31 protein-coding genes are annotated in these 24,601 nt (G+C 59.0%); 5 read left to right on the plus strand and 26 right to left on the minus strand.

Annotated elements, in window-relative coordinates:
* The 3 genes from ACIOWE_RS13635 to ACIOWE_RS13645 all read left to right on the plus strand — a co-directional run.
* The coding region (locus ACIOWE_RS13635) for a methionine adenosyltransferase domain-containing protein (RefSeq protein ID WP_401392073.1) at nucleotides 1–478 on the plus strand (478 nt) is incomplete at its 5' end.
* A gap of 234 nt (nucleotides 479–712) precedes the next feature.
* A complete protein-coding gene (ligB, locus tag ACIOWE_RS13640; protein WP_401392076.1) occupies nucleotides 713–2,389 on the plus strand; it encodes an NAD-dependent DNA ligase LigB in 1,677 nt (558 codons plus the stop codon).
* A 97-nt stretch (nucleotides 2,390–2,486) separates the two neighbouring features.
* Nucleotides 2,487–2,882, plus strand: coding sequence for a DUF1090 domain-containing protein (locus ACIOWE_RS13645; protein ID WP_201236479.1), 396 nt, complete (start codon nucleotides 2,487–2,489; stop codon nucleotides 2,880–2,882).
* A 215-nt stretch (nucleotides 2,883–3,097) separates the two neighbouring features.
* Here the strand turns inward: ACIOWE_RS13645 and ACIOWE_RS13650 are convergent, their stop codons facing one another.
* Nucleotides 3,098–3,547 carry a cytochrome c gene (locus tag ACIOWE_RS13650; RefSeq protein ID WP_103304271.1) on the minus strand — a complete coding sequence of 150 codons (450 nt, stop codon included), beginning with the start codon at nucleotides 3,545–3,547 and terminating at the stop codon, nucleotides 3,098–3,100.
* Nucleotides 3,548–3,675: 128 nt separating this feature from the next.
* Here ACIOWE_RS13650 and ACIOWE_RS13655 point away from each other — a divergent pair, with 128 nt between their 5' ends.
* Nucleotides 3,676–4,854, plus strand: coding sequence for a murein transglycosylase A (locus ACIOWE_RS13655; RefSeq protein WP_201236478.1), 1,179 nt, complete (start codon nucleotides 3,676–3,678; stop codon nucleotides 4,852–4,854).
* Between the two features lie 121 nt (nucleotides 4,855–4,975).
* On the opposite strand, the gene ACIOWE_RS13660 is transcribed toward ACIOWE_RS13655, so the two are convergent.
* Both ACIOWE_RS13660 and ACIOWE_RS13665 read right to left on the minus strand, forming a co-directional pair.
* The gene (locus ACIOWE_RS13660; protein ID WP_401392080.1) at nucleotides 4,976–5,359 is read right to left on the minus strand and encodes an MAPEG family protein; all 384 of its coding nucleotides are present in this window, start codon (nucleotides 5,357–5,359) and stop codon (nucleotides 4,976–4,978) included.
* A gap of 39 nt (nucleotides 5,360–5,398) precedes the next feature.
* Nucleotides 5,399–6,232, minus strand: a complete 834-nt coding sequence (locus tag ACIOWE_RS13665; RefSeq protein WP_201236476.1) for an EamA family transporter — start codon at nucleotides 6,230–6,232, stop codon at nucleotides 5,399–5,401.
* A gap of 227 nt (nucleotides 6,233–6,459) precedes the next feature.
* On the opposite strand from ACIOWE_RS13665, the gene ACIOWE_RS13670 reads away from it, so the two are divergent.
* Nucleotides 6,460–7,629 (plus strand): MFS transporter, encoded by a 1,170-nt coding sequence (locus ACIOWE_RS13670; RefSeq protein WP_401392084.1) that lies wholly within the window; start codon nucleotides 6,460–6,462, stop codon nucleotides 7,627–7,629.
* A gap of 62 nt (nucleotides 7,630–7,691) precedes the next feature.
* Here ACIOWE_RS13670 and ACIOWE_RS13675 read toward each other — a convergent pair whose 3' ends face one another.
* From ACIOWE_RS13675 to ACIOWE_RS13785, 23 genes are all read right to left on the minus strand, one after another.
* Nucleotides 7,692–8,102, minus strand: coding sequence for a CesT family type III secretion system chaperone (locus ACIOWE_RS13675; RefSeq protein WP_201231570.1), 411 nt, complete (start codon nucleotides 8,100–8,102; stop codon nucleotides 7,692–7,694).
* A gap of 6 nt (nucleotides 8,103–8,108) precedes the next feature.
* Entirely contained in the window at nucleotides 8,109–10,148 is a 2,040-nt protein-coding gene (locus ACIOWE_RS13680) for a patatin-like phospholipase family protein (protein WP_401392088.1), read from the minus strand.
* Nucleotides 10,149–10,241: 93 nt separating this feature from the next.
* Entirely contained in the window at nucleotides 10,242–10,919 is a 678-nt protein-coding gene (locus ACIOWE_RS13685; RefSeq protein ID WP_401392091.1) for an HrpE/YscL family type III secretion apparatus protein, read from the minus strand.
* A complete protein-coding gene (locus ACIOWE_RS13690) occupies nucleotides 10,898–11,539 on the minus strand; it encodes a Yop proteins translocation protein K (RefSeq protein ID WP_401392094.1) in 642 nt (213 codons plus the stop codon). Before ACIOWE_RS13690 ends, ACIOWE_RS13685 begins: the two co-directional genes overlap by 22 nt.
* On the minus strand, nucleotides 11,539–12,288 hold the full coding sequence (gene sctJ, locus ACIOWE_RS13695) for a type III secretion system inner membrane ring lipoprotein SctJ (protein WP_401392283.1): 750 nt from the start codon (nucleotides 12,286–12,288) through the stop codon (nucleotides 11,539–11,541). The genes ACIOWE_RS13690 and sctJ overlap by 1 nt, the downstream gene beginning before the upstream one ends.
* The gene (gene sctI / locus ACIOWE_RS13700; protein WP_201231573.1) at nucleotides 12,285–12,623 is read right to left on the minus strand and encodes a type III secretion system inner rod subunit SctI; all 339 of its coding nucleotides are present in this window, start codon (nucleotides 12,621–12,623) and stop codon (nucleotides 12,285–12,287) included. The genes sctJ and sctI overlap by 4 nt, the downstream gene beginning before the upstream one ends.
* On the minus strand, nucleotides 12,623–13,204 hold the full coding sequence (locus ACIOWE_RS13705) for a YopR/YscH family type III secretion effector (protein ID WP_401392097.1): 582 nt from the start codon (nucleotides 13,202–13,204) through the stop codon (nucleotides 12,623–12,625). Before ACIOWE_RS13705 ends, sctI begins: the two co-directional genes overlap by 1 nt.
* Nucleotides 13,201–13,554 (minus strand): YscG family type III secretion system chaperone, encoded by a 354-nt coding sequence (locus tag ACIOWE_RS13710; protein WP_401392100.1) that lies wholly within the window; start codon nucleotides 13,552–13,554, stop codon nucleotides 13,201–13,203. Before ACIOWE_RS13710 ends, ACIOWE_RS13705 begins: the two co-directional genes overlap by 4 nt.
* Nucleotides 13,554–13,808, minus strand: a complete 255-nt coding sequence (gene sctF / locus ACIOWE_RS13715; protein WP_095187057.1) for a type III secretion system needle filament subunit SctF — start codon at nucleotides 13,806–13,808, stop codon at nucleotides 13,554–13,556. The genes ACIOWE_RS13710 and sctF overlap by 1 nt, the downstream gene beginning before the upstream one ends.
* Nucleotides 13,808–14,011: an EscE/YscE/SsaE family type III secretion system needle protein co-chaperone gene (locus tag ACIOWE_RS13720; protein WP_401392103.1), complete on the minus strand. Its 204-nt coding sequence runs from the start codon at nucleotides 14,009–14,011 to the stop codon at nucleotides 13,808–13,810. The genes sctF and ACIOWE_RS13720 overlap by 1 nt, the downstream gene beginning before the upstream one ends.
* The gene (sctD, locus tag ACIOWE_RS13725; protein ID WP_401392106.1) at nucleotides 13,977–15,281 is read right to left on the minus strand and encodes a type III secretion system inner membrane ring subunit SctD; all 1,305 of its coding nucleotides are present in this window, start codon (nucleotides 15,279–15,281) and stop codon (nucleotides 13,977–13,979) included. Before sctD ends, ACIOWE_RS13720 begins: the two co-directional genes overlap by 35 nt.
* A gap of 1 nt (nucleotide 15,282) precedes the next feature.
* Nucleotides 15,283–17,094, minus strand: a complete 1,812-nt coding sequence (gene sctC / locus ACIOWE_RS13730) for a type III secretion system outer membrane ring subunit SctC (RefSeq protein ID WP_401392109.1) — start codon at nucleotides 17,092–17,094, stop codon at nucleotides 15,283–15,285.
* Nucleotides 17,082–17,504 carry a YscB family type III secretion system chaperone gene (locus ACIOWE_RS13735; protein WP_401392112.1) on the minus strand — a complete coding sequence of 141 codons (423 nt, stop codon included), beginning with the start codon at nucleotides 17,502–17,504 and terminating at the stop codon, nucleotides 17,082–17,084. Before ACIOWE_RS13735 ends, sctC begins: the two co-directional genes overlap by 13 nt.
* 22 nt (nucleotides 17,505–17,526) lie before the next feature.
* Nucleotides 17,527–18,360, minus strand: a complete 834-nt coding sequence (locus ACIOWE_RS13740) for a T3SS regulon anti-activator ExsD domain-containing protein (protein ID WP_401392115.1) — start codon at nucleotides 18,358–18,360, stop codon at nucleotides 17,527–17,529.
* A gap of 118 nt (nucleotides 18,361–18,478) precedes the next feature.
* Nucleotides 18,479–19,294 carry a helix-turn-helix transcriptional regulator gene (locus tag ACIOWE_RS13745; protein WP_401392118.1) on the minus strand — a complete coding sequence of 272 codons (816 nt, stop codon included), beginning with the start codon at nucleotides 19,292–19,294 and terminating at the stop codon, nucleotides 18,479–18,481.
* Nucleotides 19,295–19,548: 254 nt separating this feature from the next.
* Nucleotides 19,549–19,965 (minus strand): YscW family type III secretion system pilotin, encoded by a 417-nt coding sequence (locus tag ACIOWE_RS13750; protein ID WP_401392121.1) that lies wholly within the window; start codon nucleotides 19,963–19,965, stop codon nucleotides 19,549–19,551.
* Entirely contained in the window at nucleotides 19,962–20,207 is a 246-nt protein-coding gene (locus tag ACIOWE_RS13755; protein ID WP_401392124.1) for a T3SS regulon translocated regulator ExsE family protein, read from the minus strand. The genes ACIOWE_RS13750 and ACIOWE_RS13755 overlap by 4 nt, the downstream gene beginning before the upstream one ends.
* A gap of 8 nt (nucleotides 20,208–20,215) precedes the next feature.
* Nucleotides 20,216–20,659 (minus strand): type III secretion system chaperone, encoded by a 444-nt coding sequence (locus ACIOWE_RS13760; protein ID WP_401392127.1) that lies wholly within the window; start codon nucleotides 20,657–20,659, stop codon nucleotides 20,216–20,218.
* Between the two features lie 123 nt (nucleotides 20,660–20,782).
* Complete coding sequence (locus tag ACIOWE_RS13765) at nucleotides 20,783–21,673, minus strand: YopD family type III secretion system translocon subunit (RefSeq protein WP_401392130.1); 891 nt, start codon at nucleotides 21,671–21,673, stop codon at nucleotides 20,783–20,785.
* A 10-nt stretch (nucleotides 21,674–21,683) separates the two neighbouring features.
* Complete coding sequence (gene sctE / locus ACIOWE_RS13770; protein WP_401392133.1) at nucleotides 21,684–22,850, minus strand: type III secretion system translocon subunit SctE; 1,167 nt, start codon at nucleotides 22,848–22,850, stop codon at nucleotides 21,684–21,686.
* Nucleotides 22,831–23,337, minus strand: coding sequence for a SycD/LcrH family type III secretion system chaperone (locus ACIOWE_RS13775; protein WP_201236471.1), 507 nt, complete (start codon nucleotides 23,335–23,337; stop codon nucleotides 22,831–22,833). The genes sctE and ACIOWE_RS13775 overlap by 20 nt, the downstream gene beginning before the upstream one ends.
* A gap of 9 nt (nucleotides 23,338–23,346) precedes the next feature.
* Nucleotides 23,347–24,279, minus strand: coding sequence for a virulence-associated V antigen (locus tag ACIOWE_RS13780; protein ID WP_401392137.1), 933 nt, complete (start codon nucleotides 24,277–24,279; stop codon nucleotides 23,347–23,349).
* Nucleotides 24,280–24,289: 10 nt separating this feature from the next.
* The gene (locus ACIOWE_RS13785) at nucleotides 24,290–24,568 is read right to left on the minus strand and encodes an LcrG family type III secretion system chaperone (protein ID WP_207196769.1); all 279 of its coding nucleotides are present in this window, start codon (nucleotides 24,566–24,568) and stop codon (nucleotides 24,290–24,292) included.
* Between the last annotated feature and the right edge of the window lie 33 nt (nucleotides 24,569–24,601).

Genomic DNA, 24,601 nt, shown 5'->3' on the forward strand with positions numbered 1-24,601 from the left:
AGGTGACAGCGGTCTGACCGGTCGCAAGATCATCGTCGACAGCTACGGCGGCATGGCCCGTCACGGCGGCGGCGCATTCTCCGGCAAGGATCCATCGAAAGTTGACCGTTCGGCTGCCTACGCTGGCCGTTATGTTGCCAAGAACATCGTGGCTGCCGGCCTGGCCGAGCGTTGCGAGATTCAGGTTTCCTACGCGATCGGTGTGGCCCAGCCTACTTCGATCTCGCTGAACACCTTCGGCACCGGCAAGATCAGCGATGACAAGATCATCAAACTGGTCCGCGAAGTGTTCGACCTGCGTCCATACGCAATCACCACCATGCTCGACCTGCTGCACCCGATGTACCAGGAAACTGCAGCGTATGGCCACTTCGGTCGCGCTCCAGAGACCAAGACTGTTGGCGAAGACACCTTCACCACTTTCACTTGGGAAAAAACCGACCGCGCCGACGCTCTGCGTTCTGCTGCTGGTCTGTAAGCTTTCCCCGGCGGTACAAAAAGCCCCGCACGGTTCACGCCTTGCGGGGCTTTTTCATGCCTGAAACTCGATTTTGAATTCGCCCCCGCCCCTGTGGGAGCGAGCCTGCTCGCGAAGGGGCCAGCCGGATCGACATCACTTCCCGACCAGACACACCCCGCAAAACACCCTACCTGCCGAGTTTCATTTCGTCTTCTAACCTTCGAGCATTCCCCCTGAGCAAGGACGCTCACGATGTTTGCCACGCTTCGCCTGTTGTTCGTTTCCCTCTTGGCCTGTGCGGCCCTCAACGCCCACGCCGATTGCCCGAAATGGCCAATTACTCAAGCAAAAACCGAAATCACCGCCCTGCAACACCAGATCGACCAGTGGGACGATGCCTATCACCGCGAAGGCCGCTCGCTGATTGCCGACGAACTCTACGACCAGTCGCGCTTGCGTCTAAGTGAATGGCTACGGTGCTTTGATTTGCCCTCGGCAATCGAACCTTTACGCTCGGCCTCTGGTTCCGTGACACATCCCATCGCTCACACCGGCCTCGATAAGCTGCATAAAGCCGAGGCTGTGCAAACTTGGCTTCGAGGCCGCAAGGATGTCTGGGTACAACCCAAAGTCGATGGCGTCGCGGTGACACTGATTTATCGCGCTGGTGTTTTGCACCAGGCAATCAGTCGCGGCGACGGGGTCAACGGGCACGACTGGACAGCATCGGCGCGCAAGATCAAAGCGATTCCGCAACGACTGACGCAACCCGTGGATCTGCTGGTGCAGGGCGAGCTGTATTGGCGCCTGAACGAGCATGTGCAGGCCCGCTCCGGCAGCGTCAACGCCCGCGCCACGGTGGCCGGGCTGATGGGACGAAAATCCCTGAATGACCAACACGCCGGCGAGATTGGTCTGTTTGTCTGGGACTGGCCGCAAGGCCCTGCGGACTTGCCTGCAAGGTTATCGACCTTGGCGACACTGGGCTTCCCCGCCACCGAGCCTTACAGCCACCCCGTCAGCGACTTCGCCGATGCGCAAAAATGGCGTGATCACTGGTATCGCTCGCCCCTGCCGTTCGCCAGCGATGGAGTGGTTTTGCGCCAGAGCCAGCGCCCAGCCGCCGAACGCTGGCAGGCCCGCGCGCCCTATTGGGCCATCGCCTGGAAGTATCCGTTCGCCCAGGCGCTGGCCGACGTGCGCAAAGTCAATTTCAAGGTCGGGCGCACCGGGCGCATCACCCCGGTGCTGGAACTGACACCGGTAATGCTTGATGACCGCCAGATCAAACGGGTCAGCACCGGTTCGCTGAAGCGTTGGGTGGAACTGGACATCCGTCCCGGTGATCAGGTGGCGATCAGTCTGGCGGGGCTGACGATTCCGCGACTCGACGGCGTTGTGTTGCGCGCCACTGAACGCGCGGACATCAATATCCCCAGCGCCAGCGACTTCCATGCCTTGAGCTGCTGGCAACCGACGCCCGGCTGCGAAAGCCAGTTTCTTGCGCGCCTGACCTGGCTCAGTGGCAAACACGGACTGGCGATGCAACATGTCGGTCGTGGCACCTGGGAGAAACTTCTCGAAACAGGCCGCCTGAACAACCTGCTGGATTGGTTGACCCTCGACGCGCCAGAGCTTGCTAACATTGCCGGCTTCGGCGACCGCAGCAGTGAGCGCCTGATCTACAGTTTTCACAGCGCCCGCCAACGACCATTCGCACAGTGGCTCAAGGCACTGGGCTTGCCACCAACAGGTGGGGCAAGACTGGCTGAGTCGTGGCAGGCACTGGCACAACGTGACACCGAACAATGGCAGGCAGAAGCCGGCATCGGCCCCGGTCGCGCGGCGCAATTGAGCGCATTTTTTCGCGACCCGCAGGTGCTGGCCTTGAGTCAAACCTTACACGCCGCCGGTATCGACGGCTTCTGAACATGCAATCCCGGTGCGCCGGGAACCCAACGGCCGCCGAGGCGCTCCAACAGCGCAGTGCCCGACCGACCTGATTGCCTTTGCACATGGAGCTTTTATGAAATTTCTCACACCGCTCGCCCTGCTCACTCTTTGCGGCGTCATGGCCGCACCCGTGATGGCTGCCGAAGACGCTCCGGGCCTCACCGGTTGCGCGGCAAAGAAGCAGGGCATCATGAACCAGATCGAACAGGCCAAATCCCGTGGCAACACCGATCAGCAGGCCGGACTGCAAACGGCACTGGATGAAGTGACGAAGAACTGCACCGACGCTGGCCTGAAGAAAGAGCGTGAAAACAAAGTGCTTGATGCCAAGCACGAAGTCAGCAAACGTCAGGCTGACCTCGACAAAGCCATGAAGAAAGGCGATCCCGAGAAGATCAACAAACGCAAAGACAAACTCGCCGAATCGCGTAAGGAACTGCAGGAAGCGCTGGACGAAATCGATAAATAATCAGCAGCACTGAAAGTGTGGCCAGGTGAAGAACCCTGTGGCGAGGGAGCTTGCTCCCGCCCGGCGGCGCAGCCGTCGTAAATCCGGCCAACCGAGTCCGACTGAAACAACTCGGTTGAATGGTTTCGGGGCTGCTGCGCAACCCAGCGGGAGCAAGCTCCCTCGCCACAGTTGCTGAGCATTCCTGAATATCTCAGCGGTCACGGCAGTCCCAGTCAATGATCCCGAAACTGTTTATGGCAAGCGCTGCAGGCATCTTCAACTTTCTGCACTGCAGGCCCGAGGTTGCTGGCCTTGTACGGTTGAACCTTGCTGGCGATCACCAATTCACCGGTGGCCGCTTCAAGGGTGCGGGCCATTTCCTGAAACTGCGCCTGTTTCTGCCAGACATCGTCCTTGGCACTGGTGTGATCTTCTTCGCGAACCTGCGGGAAATGCTTCCACGGTTCATGAGACAACGCATCAAGCTTCACCGCACCTTCAGCAAACTTCGGCCCGTCGAACGGAATGCGTCCACGCAACATGCCACCCAGATCCTCACCGGTCTTGAGCATCTGTTTGAAGATCGCCTTGCGTTGCCCCAGCGGAGAGTTCGGATCGACACCGCCACAGGCGGACAAGGTCAGACAGGCCAGCAATACAACAGCAATTCGTTTGAGAGTCATGGTGGCTTCAGGTCACGGAATTCGGCGGCCAGTATCCCTGCGTCACCGCCAAACACCAATAGCCCTATTAAAAATACGGGTTGTGCGAGCGCATGGAGCACTCGGGCAACCGGCACAGGAATCACTCCATGAACAGCCGTTTCAAGGCCTGGCGTCACCCACTGATCGCAACCCTGCCCCTGCTGGCGATTCTCGCCGGCTGCACCGGAGGCGACAGCGCCAAGCCGAAAACCCATGCGTTGGCGACTTATTCCAGCGCAACCTGGGAAGCACTGCCGGCGGTATCCGACAGTGATCTGGTCGCAGGCTTCGGCTCGTGGCGCAGTGCGTGTACCCGACTCAAGGCCGACCCGGTCTGGGGCACAACCTGTGCGGCAGCGGCCAACGTGCCACAGAGCGCTGGCGAGATTCGTGCGTTTCTCAAGCAAAACCTCGACGTCTACGGGCTGCGCGCTGAAAACGACAACCCCAACGGCCTGATCACCGGTTATTACGAACCGGTGTACCCCGGCAGCCTGACGCCCACCGATGTGGCGAACGTGCCGGTGTACGGCGTCCCCGAAGACATGATCATCGTCTCGCTGGACAGCATTTATCCCGAGTTGAAAGGCAAGCGCCTGCGCGGTCGCCTTGAAGGTCGCGTGCTGAAACCTTACGACGATGCGGCGACCATCGAGTCCAAAGGCGTGAAAGCGCCGGTGGTTGCCTACCTGACCGATCCGATGAACCTGCAATTCCTGCAGATCCAGGGTTCCGGGCGCATTCAGACACAGGACGGCAAGCAACTGCGCATCGCCTACGCCGACCAGAACGGTCACCCGTATCGCCCGATCGGCCGCTGGCTGGTCGAGCAAGGCGAACTGAAGAAAGAAGACGTGACCATGAACGCCATCAGCAACTGGGCCAAAGCCAATCCGGCGCGGATCCCGGAACTGCTCGGCAGCAACCCGAGTTATGTGTTCTTCACTCGCAACCCGGACAGCAATGAAGGCCCTCGCGGTTCGCTGAACGTGCCGCTGACGGCCGGTTATAGCGCTGCGGTGGACCGCAAGGTGATTCCGTTGGGCAGTCTTTTGTGGCTGTCGACTACCCGCCCGGACGGCACGGCACTGGTGCGTCCGGTGGCGGCGCAAGACACTGGCGGCGCGATTGCCGGCGAGGTGCGTGCGGATCTGTTCTGGGGCACCGGCGACGCGGCCGGGCAATTGGCCGGGGACATGAAACAGCAGGGACAGATCTGGATGCTCTGGCCCAAAGGCGCGGCGCTACCGCAAGTGCCGCAGGTTGCCGACACGGAGAAGAAGTAACTCGGCAGATTAGCGGCGGCAGTTAGAAAGCCATCGCGAGCAGGCTCACTCCTACATTTGGAATGCGTACCCCCTGTAGGAGTGAGCCTGCTCGCGATGAGGCCAGCAGTAACACCAATAATCAGACAGACACAAAGAAGAACGAAGCAATCAATCCCATCCCGACAAACCACACCAGCGACCGCATGATCGCCCAGTCCGCCAGGTAGCAAATGATGTAAAGCAGGCGGCTGGTGATGAACAGCACCGCCAGCACATTCACTGTGACCAACTGTGCCGTCCCCACCAGATGCGCAACAATCACCGCAGCGGCAAACGCCGGCATCACTTCAAAGCTGTTCAGTTGCGCCGCATGCGCGCGCCGAGCCACACCGTTAAGACTTTCCAGAAAATCGCGAGGATCGTGGTTGTCACTCAGCCGGTAGCCACCCACGGCTTTCGCCACGCCTGTGCACACATATGGCAAGAAAATCGCAATCAACACACACCACAGAGCCACCGTCATAACGCCGTCCTTTTTTCGAGTTATAGAATTCGCGAGCGGTCAGAACTTCATCACCAGCATGCCGATCAGCACCAGCCCACAGGCTAAGAGCCGCGGCCGGCCGAAAGGTTCTTTGAGATAGCGCATACCAAACAGCACCACCAGAATCACGCTGATCTCGCGCAATGCCGCCGCTTCTGCAATCGAGCCCAACTGCATCGCCCACAGCACCAGAGCGTAGCTGAACAACACGCAGAATCCGACCGCCAGCCCCAGCTTCCATTGCTCACGCCAGAACTGCAGAAACGCCGGGCGCTTGGCCACCCATGCGAGCAACGGAAACGGCCAGGCACTGAGCAGCGTGACCCAGACCAGATAGTCCAGCGGGTGCGACCAGCGCCGCAACGCCTGACCGTCGATGTAGGTGTAGCAACCGATGCACAGCCCGATCAGTGCAACCACCGGCAACATCGACCACGGCAGATGCTTGCCGCCACCGCCCTGCCAGAGCAGACAGGCCATGCCAAAGGGAATCAGCATGATCCCGAAGATCTGCTGGGTGGTCAGTACTTCGCCGGCAAAGATCAGGGTCAGCGCCAGCACCACCAGCGGCGACAAACCGCGCATCAATGGATAGACCAGCCCCAGGTCGCCGACCCGATACGCCTGAATCAGCAGATAGCGGTAGAGCAATTCAAAGGCTGCCGAAGCGAGTATCCACGGCCAGATTTCCATCGGCGGCAAGTTCACGAAGGGCAGCGCAATGGCGACGAACAACAGCGCCACGGTGTCCATGCACGCCACCACCAGCAGCCGTTCGGCGCTGAACTTGATCAGGGTATTCCACGCCGCATGCAGCAGCGCCGCCACCAACACCAAACCCGTCGCCAGCACAAACACACTCCTTTTTTTATTAGCCCCCTGTAGGGAGTCGTCGAATAGTCAGATTATTGATTCGCGATGTGTCAGCAGCTGTTTATACTGCAAGCGACCACGCCGCACTCAGTTGCGCACAGATAAATTCCAATAATGACTGCCTGCCCCCGCTCTCTCCCCGAGACCGGTCGTTGGCCTGCGTATGCCTGATCACAGCGTCAAGACTACCGACAGAGACCTTGCGCATGCCACTCGCCTTGCTTGCACTTGCCGTTGCCGCGTTCGGCATCGGCACCACTGAATTCGTCATCATGGGGCTGCTACCCGATGTCGCCCGCGATCTCGCCGTGAGCATTCCGCATGCCGGCCTGCTGATCACCGGTTATGCCTTGGGCGTGGTGTTCGGTGCCCCGATCCTGGCGATCGGCACGGCGAACATGCCGCGCAAAGCCACGCTGCTGGGGATGACGCTGATGTTCATCCTCGGCAACGTGCTCTGCGCTCTCGCACCGAACTACGCGACGCTGATGGCCGCGCGGGTGGTCACGGCGCTGTGTCACGGCGCATTCTTCGGCATCGGTTCGGTGGTGGCTGCCGGACTGGTCGCACCGAACAAACGCGCACAGGCGATTGCCATGATGTTCACCGGCCTGACCCTGGCCAACGTCCTCGGCGTGCCGCTGGGTACCGCGCTCGGCCAGTACGCCGGTTGGCGCTCGACATTCTGGGCGGTCTCGGTGATCGGCGTCATCGCGGCACTCGCGCAGTGGCTGTGGCTGCCCAAACACATCGCGATGGACAAGGCCAACCTCGCCAGCGAATTCAAGGTGTTGGGCAAGGTCAATGTGCTGTTGGCACTGGGCATGAGTGTGTTGGCGTCGACTAGTCTGTTCAGTGTGTTCACCTACATCGCGCCGATCCTGCAGGACATAACGGGGGTCAGCCCGCACGGTGTGACGGTGATGCTGCTGTTGTTCGGTGTTGGCCTGACCGGCGGCAGCATGCTCGGCGGGCGTCTGGCCGATAGTCGTTTGTTGCCTTCGCTGGTGGGTGTGGCTCTGGCGGTGGTAGTGATTCTGGCGGCATTCAGCCAGACCAGCCGCTCGGTGGTGCCGGCAGCGATCACCCTGGTGCTGTGGGGGATTTTTGCCTTCGCACTGTGCCCGATCCTGCAACTGCTGATCATCGATCAGGCCCATGAAGCACCGAATCTTGGCTCGACGCTGAACCAGAGCGCTTTCAACCTCGGCAACGCGGCCGGTGCATGGATCGGCGGACTGGTGGTGGCCAGTGGCGCGGATCTGGCGGATCTGCCGTGGACTGGCGCGCTGGTCGGTGTGCTGACGGTACTGACCGCTGTATTTTTCATCTACCTGCAACGCAATCGCCACGTCGCTGCCGACATTGCGCACTGAGTTGACGCCACCTTGAAATGACACCGGGCCAGCAAAGGCCCGATGTCATTCAAACAGTCAGCTCAGACAAATACCCCGCCTCGCAAAGGCTCATCGGTCAGCGTCGCTCCTGGCTCGGTCAATGAGCTGAACAAGGTATGACCTTGCAGCAATTTGCCGTACCAGGTGTTCAACTGCTCAACGTCTGCCTGCCCGTCAAGCGCTTCGACCCACAGCACCAGATCACCTGCAATGTCTGCCGTCATCCGCACCGGAGCAAGCAGCGAGAACGGGCTGTTGACCTGCAACAATTGCAGGACCACGCCCTGCAGCAGCGTCCTCGGCAGCGCGCCCAGACGCAATGCAATCAACCAGCCGCCGGGTGTGCGCTCGAGCAACAACTCAGGCCCGTCGCCCACGCGCAAACGGCAGGTCTGCTGCGCCTCTGACGGCAACGCCAAATCCCATTGATCCAGCCATGCTTTAACTGTCATGAGGGTTTACTCCTTGATCCGCCAGGCCCGCGCCATGTTGACGGTGGTAGAACTGAATGCCTTGCTCCAGGGTTTGTTACGCGCGCCGTAATTGTCCGCAAGGTCATCCAGCGCTCGATTGATCTCGGCCGGAGTGGTTGCACGCATCAGGCTTTGCTCGACGCGACGCAACAACGCCACGTTGGACTTCGGCTGTCCGACACGGAACAGGGAAGGCAAGATCACTTCCTTGCGAATGTTCTCAGCAATCACCGCTACATCGCGCTTGCGCATTTCGTCCACCGCCGCCTTCAGTACCGGCGACTCCACAGGCGTGTTGCGCAGAGCGCCGAGCAAGCGTTGATGGTCGGTGTTATCGGCGTTGTTCAACGTTTTGCTCAACCATTCCTTGCGCTCCGGCGTAGTCGCCAAGGCATCCAGCCGCGAGAAGGCCGAACGCAGGTTATCGGTCAGCTTCATGTTTTCAGCCGAGAGGATCGCCACCGTCAGCCCGGATAACGCCTCGCCAACCTCCCGCCGGAACTGCACAACGTCTGCTGTACGCACCGGATCCTGGGCCGCGACACTGGCAAGCATTTCGTCATCAAGGGCCAGCAACGCCCCTTCCATCGTCGCAAACGTGTGGGCTTCGCGGGCCTGTAAACGGTTGTCGAGGTGGTCACCAACTTCGTTCTGCAATAACGCCTGCAACGAATTCTTGACGCTGGCGGGCATGGTGAAGTTCAGGGTTCCGCCCAGCATCCCGCTGTAGTCGCCCGACTCGGTCTTGAGTGGCACCACGACAGTCTGATCTTCGAACGCGGCGAGCCCTCGGTCTTGCAGTGCCGCTTGCGCTCCCAGCGGAGCACCCACGATACCCTCCGTTACATTGATAGCCCCCCGGCCTGGCCCCTTTTGTGCCACCGGATCCTCAGGGAACTTGAGGATGAGGTTATCGGCCTGACGCAACGGGCTGTTCGAGAACTGCCGATTGATCATCTCGGGAACCGGCACATTGAGCATGACACCGCCATCCTGAAACAGCGTGACTTCGCCCTGTTCCTGGAACGGGTGCGCGGTTTCCGCGACTTTCTGGAACACCAGCGGGAACGACCCGGAAATGTGTGCAGCACGGGCAATGTCCATGTCGGGGGTCAGGTCGGCGTTGAACACCACCAACTGCGGACGCCCTTCGTACATGGCCGTGCCGGTCATGCTCAGTTCTTTGATCTGTGGGATATATCGGCTGAGCACAGTCAGGTCGCGGAAGGTCACCACGCCGCCGGCCCCCAGTTTTTGTGCAATAGCTCTCACGGCGGGTTGCTCAGCGATGTCCATATGAGCCGCGATCTGGTGCATTACCGACTTACTCGTCTCCTCGCGCAGGACTTTCTCCAGCGGTGCCGCTTCGGAATCCGAACGTGGCAAGATGTTGTACAGCAGACGAACAATGCTGCCGACTACGCCCATCCTGCCAAAGGTGATCGCATTGGCGCAGCCGGAAATCACATGCTGGACTTTTCTCAACCAGCCTTTACTGCTGTCGAGCAGGGTGATCAGGTCCATGTTGTCCGACAGAGTCTTGAACGAAGTGGCGCTCATGCCCGACGCCAGCAGCGCGGCCGTGATAGCCCCGGCCGACGAACCGGAAATACTCTTGATGCCCTCTAGCGCACCCTTGTTTTCCAACGCCGAAATCGCCCCCGGATACGCCGCGCCTTTGGCGCCACCACCGCTGAGGACCAGGGTGGTCAACGGCGGCCGCGCCAGTTGCACTTCGGTGACGCCGTTCTCGAAACTGCGCAGCGTAACCTTGCGCTGTCCCGCCGCATCGGCGATCAACTGCGACGCACCTTCAGGCTGTGGGGTTACCAGGCTGGCACGGCTGATGTCCGGCACTTTCGCGCTGAGGGCAATGCCAATCGTGGTCTTGAGCGCAGCCATCAGACTCTGACCCACAACCTGGGTGGACAAGGTGCCCTTGGCCGGTTGCGAATCCTTCGGCGGGGTGACTTCCTGCTGCCTGGCGGCACCGGCGAGTGCGTTGACTGAGGACGGAATTAGCATAATAGCTCCCAATAAACGTTGGTCCTTTACAGGAGCCAATACTAAGGGAACGGTTTTTTTGGCTTTTCCAATATCGGGCGTATTTTTGTCAATTTAGAACGTCAATGCTGGCGCATCGACAGCACTGTCGATGGCGGGCGCAGAGGCTCTGCCCTTGTGCAGCCACGCCTGCTTGAAGGCCGCCTCCAGAGCACTCAACTGACCATCGACGCTCGCGTCGATAATGCCGATTTCGGTCTCCAGAATGCAGCCGCCCTGATCCAGCCGGGCATCGGCAATGACCTCGACGTAGCCCACTTCCGGAAAATCCTTGAGCACCCGGGAGATCTGTTCGCGCACCTCAACCACCTGATCCGGCTGCACGTGCAGGATCACCTGCTTCTGGTTGCTGACCAGTGACAGCGCCTGCTGCGTCACTTGCAACGTCAACTCGATATTGTCGTAGTGCTGGAGAATCTTGCGCACCGCTTGCAGCACCACGTCGCTCATCTGTTGTTCGACCTCACGGTAATACTGATGACACTGCAACAGCGTCTCCTGAATCAGCGTGGCCTGACGAATACGTGCCTCTTCGATGCCGGCCTGCCAGCCCAATGCCTTCTGTTGTGCGTAGACATCATGGGCGGCCTGTTCGATTTCGGCGGCGCGCTTGCGAGCCACTTCGACCAGTTCGCCTGCTGTCAGATAATCCTGATAGTCGCGGCTGCGCAGCAACACCTGGTCCGGCGCGAGCTGCACTTCAGAGGCTTTTATTTCAATAAATGGAAGCATTGCGGGCTCACTTGTCGGGCGATTTTCAGGCACAACGCCTGGGCCAATGAACGCTGGTGACTGCTCACTGCCCACTGCACCGGGGGTGCGGACACAGCGGTATCGGTGAGCGCCAGGCGCAAGGCAATGCGCCGGGCAAATCCCGGTGCAACGTCAATGCAGGCCTGCAACCAGAAAGCCAGCGCACGTTGGCGCAGGCAATCACCGAGCTCACCGTCAGGCAATGGCTGCTGCCAGCCTTGCGGCCAGGCGCCTATGATCAGATCCAGTTGCTCCAGGCAGTAGCGATGTCCTGCCTCGCCGATCACCGCGTGAACCCGACGCAGGTTGTTCGCGTCCAGTACCTGGCGAATTGCGTGGCCATGCAGCAGCGCGCCCAAGTAACCGAGGGTCTTCTCCAGCGCAGCCTGCTCAAAGAACGCGAGGCCTGCGAGGGTCGGCGGTAACTCGTAGTCGATGTCCAGCGAACACTCGTTCAGCAGCCAGGCGTTGATTCCACTGTGCTGACGCCAATGGCTCAGTGTGTCCGTCAGTTGCATCAGCGCGGGCGGAACACGCGTAAGGTGGATGTAGCGGGCCGGGCAAAATCGCAGTTGATAGGGCGTCAGCAACAACGTCATTACGAAGCCCTGCTGCGCTGCCACAAGTACTGACCGAGGTTGCTCACCAGCAGCAGCGCGACCAGTAACCCGAACAGCCCGAGTAACCGTCCACGGGATGCTTCCGTCACCTGAATCGAGAACACCGTGTCATAACGCGGTGCGAGCGGAACTTGCCGAACGTCCGCCGAAGGCACCAGCACCACGCTGATGCGGTCGTAACTCAGGCCTTCAATGCCGTTGTTCACCAGTTGCTTGATCTGCGGAATGTAGGCGTCGAGCTGGATGTCGGCTGCATGTTTGATAAACACCGACGCCGAAGCAGGGGAAGATTTTTTGCCCAGACCATCACGGTCTTCAGGCAGCACCACATGGACGCGCGCCACCAGTACACCGTCGATCTCCGACAGGGTCCGGGAGATCTCCTGGGCCTTGGCGTAATTGAGCCTGGCACGCTCCTCGACCGGCGAGGAGATCAATCCTTCTTTGGGAAACACATCCTTCAGCGTGGAAAAGCTCTCACGCGGATAACCCTTGCGCTTGAGCGCGTCGATGGCCTCGGCAATATCCGACTCCTCGACCAGCAGTTTGATCTTGCCATCCTTGTCCGGCTGCTTGGACGCCCCGATCCCTTCGGTGCGCAGCAACGCGAGCATTTCATTGCCTTCTTTCTGGCTGATACCGGCATAAAGTTCGACCTTGCAACCGGCGAGCAACATCACGGTCAGCAACATCAGAGTTCGATTGAGTCTCTTCACGCAGCACCTTATTGGGTTTTCATCAGCGTTTCGACATTCTGACTCATGCGTCCGACCGTCTTGGCGATCAGCTCTTCCTGCATGCTGATGCGCATCAACGACCACTGCATCTGCATCAGGCTGCTCGGGTCATCACCGGGGGTCGACAGCTCGACTTCAAGGTCGTGCTTGGCCTGAGAGAAACGTTCTTTGATCTGTCCGATTTCATTGAGCAGGTTGCCCCCAAGACTCTCGGTGCCCTTGGCCATCGCCTGCTCGAAATCGGCGATTTGCCCGGCACTGGCCTGGGGGTTCTTGAGTTCATCGAGACTGGTGACCGCGGCCTGACTTATCTGACTAATGTCCATCACGACTCCAGATCGGGTGAGTGGGTGAAGCTCATCATGTTTTTGACCAATCCGTTGGTCGGGATCAGGATCTGCAACTCGCTGCGCACCAGGGTGTTCAGGTACTCGCTGCCCTCAACCCCCTTGATCTCGCCCAGTACGTAGAGCAACAGCGTTTCCTGTTGCTTGCCAAAAGGTGCCTGCTCCTTGAGCAGGTCCTTGAGCGCCAGACGATCCTGCTCAGGCCCTCCCCGTGATTGCGGAAAATGCGCCAGCAAACGGTCCGACAGACCGTCCATGAGCCAGTCACGCAGCTCGGAACGACGGTTCCTGGCCGACTCCGGCAGGTCATCGCGAAACCATTTCCAGACGGTGTCGCGCTGCTGCGTGCGGTCCATTCCCGTCAGGGCTGTCGTCAGGCTCGCGCCTTGCAACCACAGTTGCTGAGCGGCATCGACCGGCGCTGGCCGGGTCGCCACCGGAGGGCCCTTCATCGCCGCCTCGAAGGCCTGCACCTGAGCGGGCTCGGCCGGCGCCGGGGGTCTTGCATCCGGTCCATTGCGCAGTGGCAACTGCGCGGACGACCCATCAATTTTGTTCATGGCCCCTCCGGGTTACGCATGCCTTGGGCAAACTGCACCAGGCGCGGGTCATCGCTCGCGGCCAGCCCGGCCAGACGCCGATCCAGCGCCGTGCCCAGGCCCAGTCGCCATTCGCACAACGCCAGCCAGGGTGCCAGTTCCGGCCAGGGCTGACCCTCGCCCAACTCCAGCGCCTGTTGGTAATGCCCCTGATTCATCAGACTGGAGAGACGGATCAGGCACGCAGCCTGCGCCTGCCCTTCAACCTGCTCGAGCCAGTTGGCAATCTGTTGCGCTTCTTCGTGGCAATGGTGGCCGGTACCGGCCAGGGCTAGTTCTGCCATCAGCCCTTTCAATGAACTGTCCATCATCAGATTTTCTGCAGGATGCCCTGCATCAGGTCTCTCATCGAACGCGTGACGGTCGAGTTGATGTTGTAGATCACCGACCATTTGTTGAGTTTGTGCTGAAGCTCGGCCAGCAGTGCCGGGTTGTCAGCGGCCTCCTTGAGTGCCGCAATGGCATCACCGACTTCCTTGTTGGCGTTGTTCGCCTGTTCCTTGAGGTTGTCCGCGACTTTGTCGAGGGTGTTGACGGCGCTGTCATTGGTAAAAATCGATGCCATTACGAAGCTCCCTTGAGGGTGTTGAGAATGTTGATGGCGGCCTCGACTGCCTGGGCTTCCATCTGCCATTGCTGGTATTGCCGAGGCTCACCGCCGCTGATCAAACGACGCTTGCCAATGGCCTGGGCCTGTTCCAACTGCGCGCGAATCTGCCGCTCAAAATCCACGTCAGCGGCGCACAGACGCTCCTCCAAAGCTGTCATCACTAAGTGGCTCTCCCTTCAGGTTGATGATGAATTGTTGTTTGCCGCGACTGACAATCACGGCGTCGGCATTGATCGCCAACACCCTCACACCTTGCGGGGTCGACGCATCGACCGGGTATTTCTGACCGTCACCCAGTACCACATAAGGCAGTTTGCCGAGAGACACCGAACGCACCACGAACTCCAGCTCATCGGTACTGGCGCGCTTGTTGCGACTGAGTAATTCCAGGGCCGGGCGGGCGCCGAACTCCTGACGGAATTCACGCTGCAACTTATAGAACTGGTTGAGTTGCGCCTCATCGAGCTGCCCGCGCATCTCGATGCGCTCGCCTTTGTCGTCATAGGCCAATGCGGTTTCAAGGCCGAAATCCGCGAGCATCTGGTCGAGTCGCTTGAGGTGCGAGCCGGCCAGCCGTACGCGGTTTTCCACGCCCAGCAATCCGGGTACGTCTGCCTTGAGCAGGCTGTCGATTTGTAGCCAGTGATCATCTTCCAACGCCAGCTCGCCGGTCAGGCGAATCCAGCCGGGTTGATCGGCATTAACCGTGCGTACCTGGCGATAACCGAATTTCTGCAGGATGAATTCCACCCCCTGCCGAATTTCTTCCATGCTGCGTACATCGAGCCGATAGGTCAGCGTGCTGCGTTCAAGGTATTGCTGCAGTGCCAACCGCGCGCGGTTATCTTCCAGGTAACCCGTGAGTGTGATGCTGCCATTAGCCTGTGGCTCCGCGACCTGCACGGACTGGAACTGGCGATCACGTAAAAAACTGCGCAACGCGACCAGCGGATCTTCGCCGGTCATACCGCCGCTGCCGCCCGACCATGGCCCGCCAAGCAACCCCACGAAACCCACCAGCAGCAACACGCTGACGGCGAGCATCAGTCGTCCTCCCCAATAGGCCCGAGGCAGCTTCGCGCGCCGTTCCTGGGGGTTGGCAGCGATGGGCAACTGTTCGCTGAACTGACGCTCCTGAGCGCAAAAAGCCCACAGCAGGGGCCCGCAAGCCTGTCGGACCAGCGCCTGCAACGCAGTGCCACCCACCAGCGGCTGGCCCCCCTGAAGCGGCTGATTACCCTCGGCCCACTCCAACAGACGAACACCTTGCGGGTCGACGTCCAACACCAGATGAACCGGCGCAATACCTTCATCGACCAGCACCAGATCGGCTTGCAACGGATCGCTGCCGATGACCACACGCCCTTCGGCCAGCGGCACTTCGACCCCTTGGTTGAGGCCGCTGTAAAAACGGATTTTCCAACTCATTTCAACGCTTCTCAGGCGCGCGAACGCACTGATCGACACCTTCGACGCAGGCACCTTCGGAAATGCGCCAACCCGGGATGGCGTTGCCCATAACGCAGGCAGTCAGTGAAGAGTCCTTGCCGGCCTGCGCCAGTATCTGCTGCAGTTCGCGGGCCTGCCCCAGTGCCTGGCACTGCGTCGTGCCGAGCAATTTCTGCAATGACAGACTCTGGTTCGACAACTCATCGACCTGGAGCAATTCGTCCATATAGCCACGCTTGCTGCCCAGCGCCACGAAATGACCGAGGCCGTTGTCGATCAGTCGCGGCTCGATCAGAAACAGGCGCACCGAACGGCGGGTGAAGCTGGACTTGAAACGGAACAGTGCGCCCAGGTACGGGATATCGCCCAGCAAGGGCACCTTGCGCATCGACTCGCTGAGTTCGTCGCGGTAGATACCGCCGATCAACAGACTCTGACCATGGCCGACGCGCGCCACGGTATCGACAACGGTACGGGCGATGGTCGGAAGACCTCCAGGCCCGGAACTATTGGGTTTCTGGTTGCCGTCTTCGATGTGCAAGCTGAGGCTGATTTCCGGTTTGTCACCCAACTGGATCACCCGCGGTGTCAGTTTGAGCATCGTCCCGTAGGTGATAGGCCTGAGTTCGGCCACGCGTTCACCGATGAGCCTGACGTAATAAGTTTCGCTGTGATCGATCACCGCGAGGGTATTTTCCTGGGTCAGCACGGTCGGCCGCGAGCCGATCTGCGCGCGGCCCTGGTTCTGCAACAAGGTGATTCGCGCCAGCAGGAAATCCAGACCTCGACTGTCCACCAGACTGGCACCGGCCTCCCTGGTCGTCGCGGGCCCGCCGAGGTTCTCTGTGCTGGTGCGGATGTCGACCAACTGGCGAGGACCGACGCTGATCCCGACGCGCCAGTCCACACCCAGCTCGGCGAGGTTTTCTGCGTTGATGTCGACAATCGACAACCCGACTTCGATACGCGCCGACGGCCGATCCAGCGCCGTGATCAGGCGCCGGTACATCGGCATGCGTTCCTTGGTATCGCGCACGAGGATGGCGTTGAGCGAGGGCTCGGCCTGAACCACCGCACGCCCGGACTGCACCGGCGAACGTGGACTGTCCTGCCCTTCGACCGCCACAACGTTGGCGTCACCCAGCACCCGGGCGAGGATGGTCGCCACGCCGGGGGCTTCAATGTCGTCCTCGCGATACTTGATTCGTCGATCTTCGGCGACCGCGTACTTGAGCGGAAAGATTTCCACCACCAGGTCGCCGGTCTTTTCACTACGCAATGCGTGCTGCTGCTCCAGGGCCATGGCGGTTTGCTCCACCAGGTCGAGGTAACGCGGAGGGCCGGAGATATACACCAGCCGTCCGCTCATGTCCGGTCGCCAGCCAAAGCGCGGTTCCCACACACCCCCCGCTTCCAGCGCCTGCCTCAATTCGGCTTCGCTGACTTGCTCCAGCTTGACCAGTCGCGACTGCATTTCAGTGGATTTGAATACATACAGAACAGCCCCGTCGTAATACCAGATGAGGTTGTAAAGCGAGGCCATCAATTGCAGAAAGGACTGCGGATCCTTGAGGTCGAAGCGCCCGCTGACCTGGTCGTTGACCTTGTCACTGACAATTACCGAACCGTCGTAGTTGGCGCCGAAATTGGCCAAGACATCACGCAGGTTTTCACCTTGAGCGACGTAGTTGTAGGGGATGGCTGGCCAGTCCAGATCCTGACCATAAGCGGTAGTGGTCAACAGCCACGCAAGTACCAGACTCAAGAATCGCGAAATACTCAGGGACGCCATAACGTTTGTTTCCACTGCGGTTCAAGGCCTGCAAGCAGCAAGTCTGGCTTGATCGTTTCCAGTAGGGTGACCTGAGCCGTCAATGCCTGCTCCAGATCGTCGAGTTCGAGGGTGCCCAGATCAAGCCGCGCCTCAAGGATGAGGTTGGACTGTTCGTCAGTCGCCAGCCCCTGCGGATGATGCCGACTCCAGCGGGTAACCTTGCCCAGCAAGTTGAGAAGCACCTCACGATCCGCCGGGGATTGGGCCTGAACCTGCCAGTTCAGTGGACTGGAGAGCACCAGATCATCGCCCTGACGGCGCAAATACAAGCTATGCGTGTCGACCCGCAGGTGATAACGGCCCGATTGATCGGCCACAAAGGCCCCTTGGCCCGTGCGTGCGGCCAATCCAGTCAGTAAATGTTCCATGATTCCTCGGCGTATCTGGCAGTCAGAGGCTCTGCCAGTAAAAGTGATCGTGGGCCTGACACAGGTTGCGTTCTTGCAGGAAGTGCTGCACCGCGTCCGCGGCGCCAGCGTCCTCGTCAAGTTTGGCCAGCGGCTCCCACAGCGAGGTCAGCACCACCGGCACGGGTGCAAAGCCATCGAGCTTGCCATCGGCAAGCAACACGGCCATGCCCTGATGCCAATTGGGCCAAGCGAGTCTCGCCTGCTCGGAAATCACGCTCAGCTTACGCACCAACGCCGCAGTGTCGGCTTGGGTCTTGGCCTCACAGCGCTCGATTTTGGCCAGTTCCAGACGCGCCAGTTGTGAGTCGGTCGAGCCCACCTGACGCCAGAACTGCGCCTTGATACGCAATTGACGAGCCTGGGTTTCATACTCGATCAGCGTAGAACGCCAACTGGGAATGGCTTCGTCGAACAGGCTTTCCCACCAACCGTAAACAGGTAACAGGACCCAGTCGATGATCGCCTGGGTCGAGGCCAGGTTGATTCGGTCGCCCAGCCAGTTACACCAGTCCTCGCCCCGGGCGGAGGCCTGACGCAGAACCAGTTGAATGTCGCCGCGCTCAAGGGCCATTCCGCGGGCAAGGCGCTGCTGCAGCCAATTGGACTGAAACAGCTGCTCCAGCTGCACACGCGGCAGCAGGCGCTGTAACAGACTCAACTGTCGCGCGCTGATGATCCCCGATTCACGGTACAAGCCGCCTGATACACAGCCTGCCACTCTGCCTCGACGGCGGGCATCCTGTCCCACTACGGAGACCCTGCGACCAGCAAAAATACCGGCTTGAGGGCGTTGATTATGGTCTTCCTGGCTCATTCTCTGCCTTGACTATCTCGTTTCGTAGCACACCCGTCAGCGTCTTTCACTGCGACCAATCTTACTGAGGGTCAATGGACCAAACTTGCAAAAAACGTCATTTTTTTTTAGCCCGACGCTATTCTTTTCCTTGCCTGGAACGACTGGGCGTACACCCGAAACGGCGTCGATAGCTTTGGGTAAAGTAAGACTGACTGGAAAAACCGCTTTCCATCGCGATGTCCACAATACTCATCTCACTGTTAAGCAATAAGTGGTGGGCGTAGAGGATACGCCGCTCGCTGATCCAGGCACGAGGGGAAACGCCATAGACTGAACCGAACAATTCCTTGAACGTCGTCAGCCCCATGCCAAACTGCCGGGAAAACTCACAGAGCCGCCACTCCTTGAGATAGTGCTCCTCCATGAACACTTGCAGTCGCTCGACATGCCGACTGCCCTGCTGGCGCAACACCGACATCAGCGCCGGCCCTTGAGGGCTGAACGCGAACAACATCAACAACTCTTCGACCCGTAACAGGGCAAGCATCGGTGGATGTTCGTGCACCATCAGGCCTTCCAGCCCCTTGATGCAGTCAGCCATCAATGGCGTACTGGCAAACGCGATAAGACTGACCCCGGGCTCATCCCAGCGTTCGACTTCACTTAATAGATCGCCGAAACGCTGAATGAACTTTTGTAAAAACCGAACTGATAATGGGATCCAAAGTAAACGACACTCATGTTTGCCCGTGCTGACGACGTAGTTGCCTCTGCGAGCAAACACTAGTTCGCCCGGCATGAGGCAAAGTGTCGCATTACAATCCTGAACTGTGAGCTGCCCCTCAATCAGGATATAAATTCCTGCTTCACCGTTCGATACGAATTCAAACGTAGGAATAGCCCATCGGCACAGTTTTATCTGTTTCCGAGCACGTGTGCTGGCACCTTGCATTTTTTAGTGACCCCAACCTGCACATACAGTTTGTACGGCGCCTAGGCAGGCAACGTACGAAAACTCACCCTCGACGTAGTACGGCGTGACACCCTGATCGATGATCAACTCAACAACAGCTGTCATTAATAATAGTTAATTATCGAATTAGAACAATTACTCTTATTAAGCGGCATCACGCCTTTTTTTGTATAACCCGCGAAGTATCGGAATACTCACTGAAATTAATTAGCAAAAAATTAATACAAAGCATTTCAAAGAGGTGTCGCCGCGGGCCGAACAGTGCACTTTGGATAACACGGTAGTTGTCCAAGCTGTACTTTCATGTCGTTATCGATCACTACAGGCTGCCAACTTCTAGCTTGAACAGGCCCCTCTTCGGACCAGGCCAGTTGACTGCGCAACGACAATCCCTCGCCGGCTACCTGCGCCGGCATCAGACGAAAGGCAAAGTGCACAGGCAACGCTGTCACCCGGTAACTGGCCTGGGCAATCATTCGCGGCTGCCCTTCGACCTGCGCATAAAGACGCACACTGACATAGGCCGGGCGCGTGACAGCGGACGGCATGCGCACCTCGCCTTGCACATTCACTCGTTCTATCGGCGCGGGTGACACACTGACACAACCGACCAGAGCCAATAAAACACTGCACAGCAGCGCTTTGATCATGGCCGCCTGACCTGACGCTCATAAAGGGCCGATGTATCGCCATCGATCAACCGTTGCAGGTGCTGCTCAATCTGATGATCGGTAGTCACCTGTGTCGCCAGCCAGCGCCCCAGTTCAGCCACACTGGCCACACCTGCCTGGCGGCTGGGCACCTGGCTGAGCGAACGTCCGGCAAAGCTCCCGGAAACTTGCGCCTCGTCGGTCTTGACGGCGGGTGGAATACCAGCGCTGTCTATTTTCATAACTCTGCTTAAACCCTCATGCCGGCGGGTCTGGATTGCGCGTGTGCGGCACTGTCCCGTCCAGGCAGCAACTTCTGCCAGAATTCGGCGTGATCCAGCAGGTTGGCCAAGGTGCTTTCGAAACGTAACAAGTTCAGCTCGGCGGCCGGAATCTGCGCGTACAGCTGCACCAGGCCCGCTTCCTCGTCAAAACCAAAATGCAGGTCGAAGCGATACCAGCGTCGATTGAAACTCGCCAGTTGCCGGAAAATTCCTTCGCCTAAGGTTTCGATCCCCGCCACATCGGCTTCCAGGACGAGTCGGTCACGTCCAGCCAGCAATACCAGCGTCACGCCCAACTGATCGTCAAACAGAAGGCTTGCGACCCCTTCTTCATCCAGCGACAAAGCGGGAAGTCCACTGCGGCTGGCAAATTCGGCAAGTAGCTGATTGACCCTGATACTCAAATCCATGCATGTCTCCTCGAGCTAGGCGAATGCTAGCACCCGGCCATGCAGCGGTTTTGTCACTGACGGGCTTTTCTTTTAAGAAAAAAGCCACATCACTGCGGCTTTTTTCCTACAACCAAAATCAAATCAGGCTACGCCAGCGGCCGCTCGCCATGCCTGGTTGTGGTTCTGGGTGTACTGCGCAAGTAACTGCAGCATCTCCTTCATGAAGTTGGCGTTGTAGCTCAACTGGTCTTCGACCTTTTGCTTTTCGCTCTGGGCAATCGATGCGTTGACTTCATCTTCCTTGGCATTGGCCTGAACCGCCGTTTGCTCGACCTGCACCGAGTTATTGGACATCTGTCCAAGTGCCTGATTTACGCCGTTGATGCTTTGCAGCTTGGCATTGCGGTTATCAATGCGCTGCCCGGCCAGTTTGAGCGCACTGGTATCGGCTGCCTGATCCTTGGACCAGATCTTGCCGACTTCGACACGATCGGCGTCCGAGGTTTTACCCAATGCCTGCATCTTCGCGTCGATCAGTTCGTTGCGACCGGCGATGTTTTTCTCCAGGCTTTTCTCCTGGCCGATGGCCTTGCCATTCTTGACCGCGCCGATGGCACCGGTAATCGCCGATGCCACGGCCATCACCCCGGAAATCACCGCCATCGCAATCATCAACTTGGAACCGCTGCGCATTTCATCCACCTGGGCTTGCTGCGCGTTGATGATCGAAGTGTTCTCGCTGTCCCGCTGAACGATGCCCAACTCGCGAGCCTTCTGCGCGATGCGAAACAACAGCACCATCAGCTCGACACTGCCATTGAGTTCACTGCTGACTTTGCCCAGGCCTTCGGGCTTGAACGTTTGACGCGGCTCGATCAGATCGACGCCCGAGCTCTTTTTCGCTTCACCGAGCGGCATCATGCCGGCGGCGTGAACGGTTTCGTTGCGCGCGGCGGATTGAGTTTTTTCCAGCGGCTGAGTATTGCCAACCTGACTCAGCCCATGAGCGCCATAACCTGTTTCAATAATCATGATGTGCTCCTCAGATAGCCGCAGGACGGCTGGAAAGGTTGTGCAGGCTGTCGCCCTTGGCATTGATCATCTGGAAAATCTGCTCCATGACCTGCAAAAAGGACTCGACCATGTGACTGAGCTCTTCCTTGAGTCTGTCCATGACGGCCTGGAACTGCGTGAGCTCGGAGCGCCCCTCCAGGACATCGGCCTGTTTGACGGCTGACTTGGCCTGAAACGCCGAGTTGGCGGTTTGCGCCGCACCGTTGGCGACATCCAGCGTTACATCGGAAATCTGCATGCCGAGTTTGGCGCCATGGGAAAGCGACTGACTGGCAACGTTGCCGAACTTGCTACCCAGATCCGCCACTTTGCCGGCGAGACTGGCAGTGAGCTCGGCGGCCTTGCCACCGATTTTTGCACCCACTTTGGCGACCGCCCCCACGGCAGCCCCCCCGAAACTGACTACCGCAGCGATCACGGCGATGGCGATTTCAATCCCCATCAGAGCCGGTCCGAGCTTTTCCATCACTTCTTTGCTGATCAATCCGTCCTTGGCTGCTTGTTGCACAGCCTGGGAAACGACACCCATCACACCGCCGGCAATCATCAGTGCTCCGGCAGCCGCGCCAACGCCCGTCGCCACCAGGATGGCGCCAACGATGATCGAGGCAATGGCACTGATCCAGCCAAAGATCTTGCCGATCAGACCGGACTTCTGCGCCTCTTTAGCCGCCTCGGTCGCCTCCAGAATCTTCTTCTGGTTTTCTTCTATCTTCTGCAGGTTTTGCTCACGCGCCTGCTTGATCTCTTCGATCTTGAGCTTCTTCTGCGTGGACTCCAGTTCGCCGGTCACTTTGGCCAACTCGATTTCAAAGTCCTCCACCGAGCTGAGCCGCGCCACACCCAGCCGAGAAGTTTCAGCGATAAAGCGCTGAGCCTGCGCAGTGTCCTGGCGCACCGACTGCACCAGACGATTGATGTCCGCCCGAGAGCTGGCATCCAGTCGTTGCTGACTCGCCGCCGAAGGCGCGGTCAATTGCACACCCTGAGTGTGGAGGGCCTGACGGCCATCCGCCTCGACCCGGGAGACCGTAAGTGCGTCCCCTCCTCGGTCATTGCGTGGACGGGCCACCGGGTCGTTGGCAAAAACGTCCCCGGTGGCAAGCGCAACGCGATCAAACGTTATCGGATTCATTGTGTTGATCCTTTCTCGCTAATACGGCTTCCAACATAGCGCCAGCACGCTCGGCCAAAACCGCGTGCGCCGGCTGTGCCGAGGCCAAGGCCCGAGCCGAGTAGAAGCCACTCTCGGCTCCGTCGAGATCACCCAGTTGCAGATGACACTCGCCAGCATGAAACGGAAATCTGGGCTCATTGATGTCAATCAGCGCGCCATAACTGAAGCTCTGCAATGCCAGCTCAAGCTGCCCCAACGACTGGCGACAGGCACCCAGTCCAAGGAAGAACCGAACGTCGTAGTGATCGAGCATGCACAGCGATTGAAAGATCTTGTGGGCGTCCTCGCACTTGCCGGCCTGGTATTGATTGAAGGCCAGGGAATAGAGCTGCTCCAGGCTGTCGCCGGAGATGTTTTTGAGCATGGCCAGCGTGCCGCCATCGCGCAAAAAAGCTTCCAGTTCCTTCTCGTATTCCTCAGACAAATCTTGTTCTTGCTGGCTCATCAACCGTTCCTATATGGCATTTAGAATGTCGCGCATCACGCTGTCGTATTTCTGGACGAAGCGATTGAGGGCCTCGATCGCCGAGTTGTAGCGCGAGCTGACATCGTTCAACAGCGTGGTTTTTTCACTGACCTGGTCGTTGATCGGACGGGAGCGATCGCCCACCGTCGTGGCGAAGTTGGCAATGGGGTTGTTCTCTTTCTCGAACGCGTAGCTGTTCTGCAAGTCCGCGTCTTTCATCGCACCGCTTTCCTTGGGTTCACCTGTCAGAAATGCCTTGATGCTCAGCGGCTTGCCCGCGCTGTAGGTATTGAGACCGGTCAGCAACTTGTATTCCGCGCTGGCCTGCCAGCTCTCCTCGGTGGGGTAGCCGTACAAGGCCTTGTCAAAAAGATTGAGCCCCGGTTCGATCTCGATTCCTGCTTTGGCCGCCAGCTTCGCGTTGATCTGCGACTGGATCTTGCTGAAGATATTGAGCTCGGCAGTCAGCGCCTTAAGGTCGTCGCGCAACGCGTTGCGTTTGCCGTCCTGTATCAGCAGAACCTCTTCGTAAACACCGCGAACGTCATCATCGATTCGATCACCCGTCAGTCCGAAATGCGTCTTGGCGAGGAATTCTTTCAGCGGCCATGGCTGGCCTGGCTTGGCATCGGCGTACTGATTGATCAGTTGCTTGACGGACTCGATCCCGGACTTCACCTGCAGTTCATACAGGCCGCCCTTCGTGATCGGTACTGGCGGCAGAAAGTAGGCCAGCAGCCTTTCCAGCTGGGCCGGCTCCAACTCTTCTGTGTCATGGGAAAAGCTGACTTTGCGGTTGCTGATCAGCGCCCGCAGTTCTGCGAGCGCATCGGTTCCGCGCCCCCGCAACTCATCTGCAGGCAGTGTCTGCAACTGGTTCAGAAAACCCGAAAGGTCTTGCTGGTATTGCCTGATATCCATAAAAGGTTCCTTACACTACAAGTCCACGCATCGAGGCCGGACGACGCAGGCGTTTACCTTCATCGGCAACCGGCGGACGGCTGATCCGCATCCGCTGCACTTCCTGCAACAGCTCTTGTTCCGCGGCCTGCACCAACGGCTGATCCGGTGATCGAAAGACCCGATCACGAACCTCGGCCGACAACCCCAGGCCTTCCCACATTTCACCGAGCAAGCGTTCGCGGTGCTCGTTGTCCTCAATCGCCCTTTCGGCAGCCTGAAGCGTTTTGGCGTAGGTTTCGTCGTGCATATCCATGGCTCCTATAGTAGGGACAGGGCGATT

It is taken from the genome of Pseudomonas sp. NPDC087598 (assembly GCF_044743525.1).
Lineage (GTDB): Bacteria > Pseudomonadota > Gammaproteobacteria > Pseudomonadales > Pseudomonadaceae > Aquipseudomonas.

Coding starts and splice junctions, on each gene's coding strand:
- ligB (WP_401392076.1), top strand. CDS start 713: ATGTTTGCCACGCTTCGCCTGTTGTTCGTTTCCCTCTTGGCCTGTGCG.
- ACIOWE_RS13645 (WP_201236479.1), top strand. CDS start 2,487: ATGAAATTTCTCACACCGCTCGCCCTGCTCACTCTTTGCGGCGTCATG.
- ACIOWE_RS13650 (WP_103304271.1), bottom strand. CDS start 3,547: ATGACTCTCAAACGAATTGCTGTTGTATTGCTGGCCTGTCTGACCTTG.
- ACIOWE_RS13655 (WP_201236478.1), top strand. CDS start 3,676: ATGAACAGCCGTTTCAAGGCCTGGCGTCACCCACTGATCGCAACCCTG.
- ACIOWE_RS13660 (WP_401392080.1), bottom strand. CDS start 5,359: ATGACGGTGGCTCTGTGGTGTGTGTTGATTGCGATTTTCTTGCCATAT.
- ACIOWE_RS13670 (WP_401392084.1), top strand. CDS start 6,460: ATGCCACTCGCCTTGCTTGCACTTGCCGTTGCCGCGTTCGGCATCGGC.
- ACIOWE_RS13675 (WP_201231570.1), bottom strand. CDS start 8,102: ATGACAGTTAAAGCATGGCTGGATCAATGGGATTTGGCGTTGCCGTCA.
- ACIOWE_RS13680 (WP_401392088.1), bottom strand. CDS start 10,148: ATGCTAATTCCGTCCTCAGTCAACGCACTCGCCGGTGCCGCCAGGCAG.
- ACIOWE_RS13685 (WP_401392091.1), bottom strand. CDS start 10,919: ATGCTTCCATTTATTGAAATAAAAGCCTCTGAAGTGCAGCTCGCGCCG.
- ACIOWE_RS13690 (WP_401392094.1), bottom strand. CDS start 11,539: ATGACGTTGTTGCTGACGCCCTATCAACTGCGATTTTGCCCGGCCCGC.
- sctI (WP_201231573.1), bottom strand. CDS start 12,623: ATGGACATTAGTCAGATAAGTCAGGCCGCGGTCACCAGTCTCGATGAA.
- ACIOWE_RS13705 (WP_401392097.1), bottom strand. CDS start 13,204: ATGAACAAAATTGATGGGTCGTCCGCGCAGTTGCCACTGCGCAATGGA.
- ACIOWE_RS13710 (WP_401392100.1), bottom strand. CDS start 13,554: ATGATGGACAGTTCATTGAAAGGGCTGATGGCAGAACTAGCCCTGGCC.
- sctF (WP_095187057.1), bottom strand. CDS start 13,808: ATGGCATCGATTTTTACCAATGACAGCGCCGTCAACACCCTCGACAAA.
- ACIOWE_RS13720 (WP_401392103.1), bottom strand. CDS start 14,011: ATGACAGCTTTGGAGGAGCGTCTGTGCGCCGCTGACGTGGATTTTGAG.
- sctD (WP_401392106.1), bottom strand. CDS start 15,281: ATGAGTTGGAAAATCCGTTTTTACAGCGGCCTCAACCAAGGGGTCGAA.
- sctC (WP_401392109.1), bottom strand. CDS start 17,094: ATGGCGTCCCTGAGTATTTCGCGATTCTTGAGTCTGGTACTTGCGTGG.
- ACIOWE_RS13735 (WP_401392112.1), bottom strand. CDS start 17,504: ATGGAACATTTACTGACTGGATTGGCCGCACGCACGGGCCAAGGGGCC.
- ACIOWE_RS13740 (WP_401392115.1), bottom strand. CDS start 18,360: ATGAGCCAGGAAGACCATAATCAACGCCCTCAAGCCGGTATTTTTGCT.
- ACIOWE_RS13745 (WP_401392118.1), bottom strand. CDS start 19,294: ATGCAAGGTGCCAGCACACGTGCTCGGAAACAGATAAAACTGTGCCGA.
- ACIOWE_RS13750 (WP_401392121.1), bottom strand. CDS start 19,965: ATGATCAAAGCGCTGCTGTGCAGTGTTTTATTGGCTCTGGTCGGTTGT.
- ACIOWE_RS13755 (WP_401392124.1), bottom strand. CDS start 20,207: ATGAAAATAGACAGCGCTGGTATTCCACCCGCCGTCAAGACCGACGAG.
- ACIOWE_RS13760 (WP_401392127.1), bottom strand. CDS start 20,659: ATGGATTTGAGTATCAGGGTCAATCAGCTACTTGCCGAATTTGCCAGC.
- ACIOWE_RS13765 (WP_401392130.1), bottom strand. CDS start 21,673: ATGATTATTGAAACAGGTTATGGCGCTCATGGGCTGAGTCAGGTTGGC.
- sctE (WP_401392133.1), bottom strand. CDS start 22,850: ATGAATCCGATAACGTTTGATCGCGTTGCGCTTGCCACCGGGGACGTT.
- ACIOWE_RS13775 (WP_201236471.1), bottom strand. CDS start 23,337: ATGAGCCAGCAAGAACAAGATTTGTCTGAGGAATACGAGAAGGAACTG.
- ACIOWE_RS13780 (WP_401392137.1), bottom strand. CDS start 24,279: ATGGATATCAGGCAATACCAGCAAGACCTTTCGGGTTTTCTGAACCAG.
- ACIOWE_RS13785 (WP_207196769.1), bottom strand. CDS start 24,568: ATGCACGACGAAACCTACGCCAAAACGCTTCAGGCTGCCGAAAGGGCG.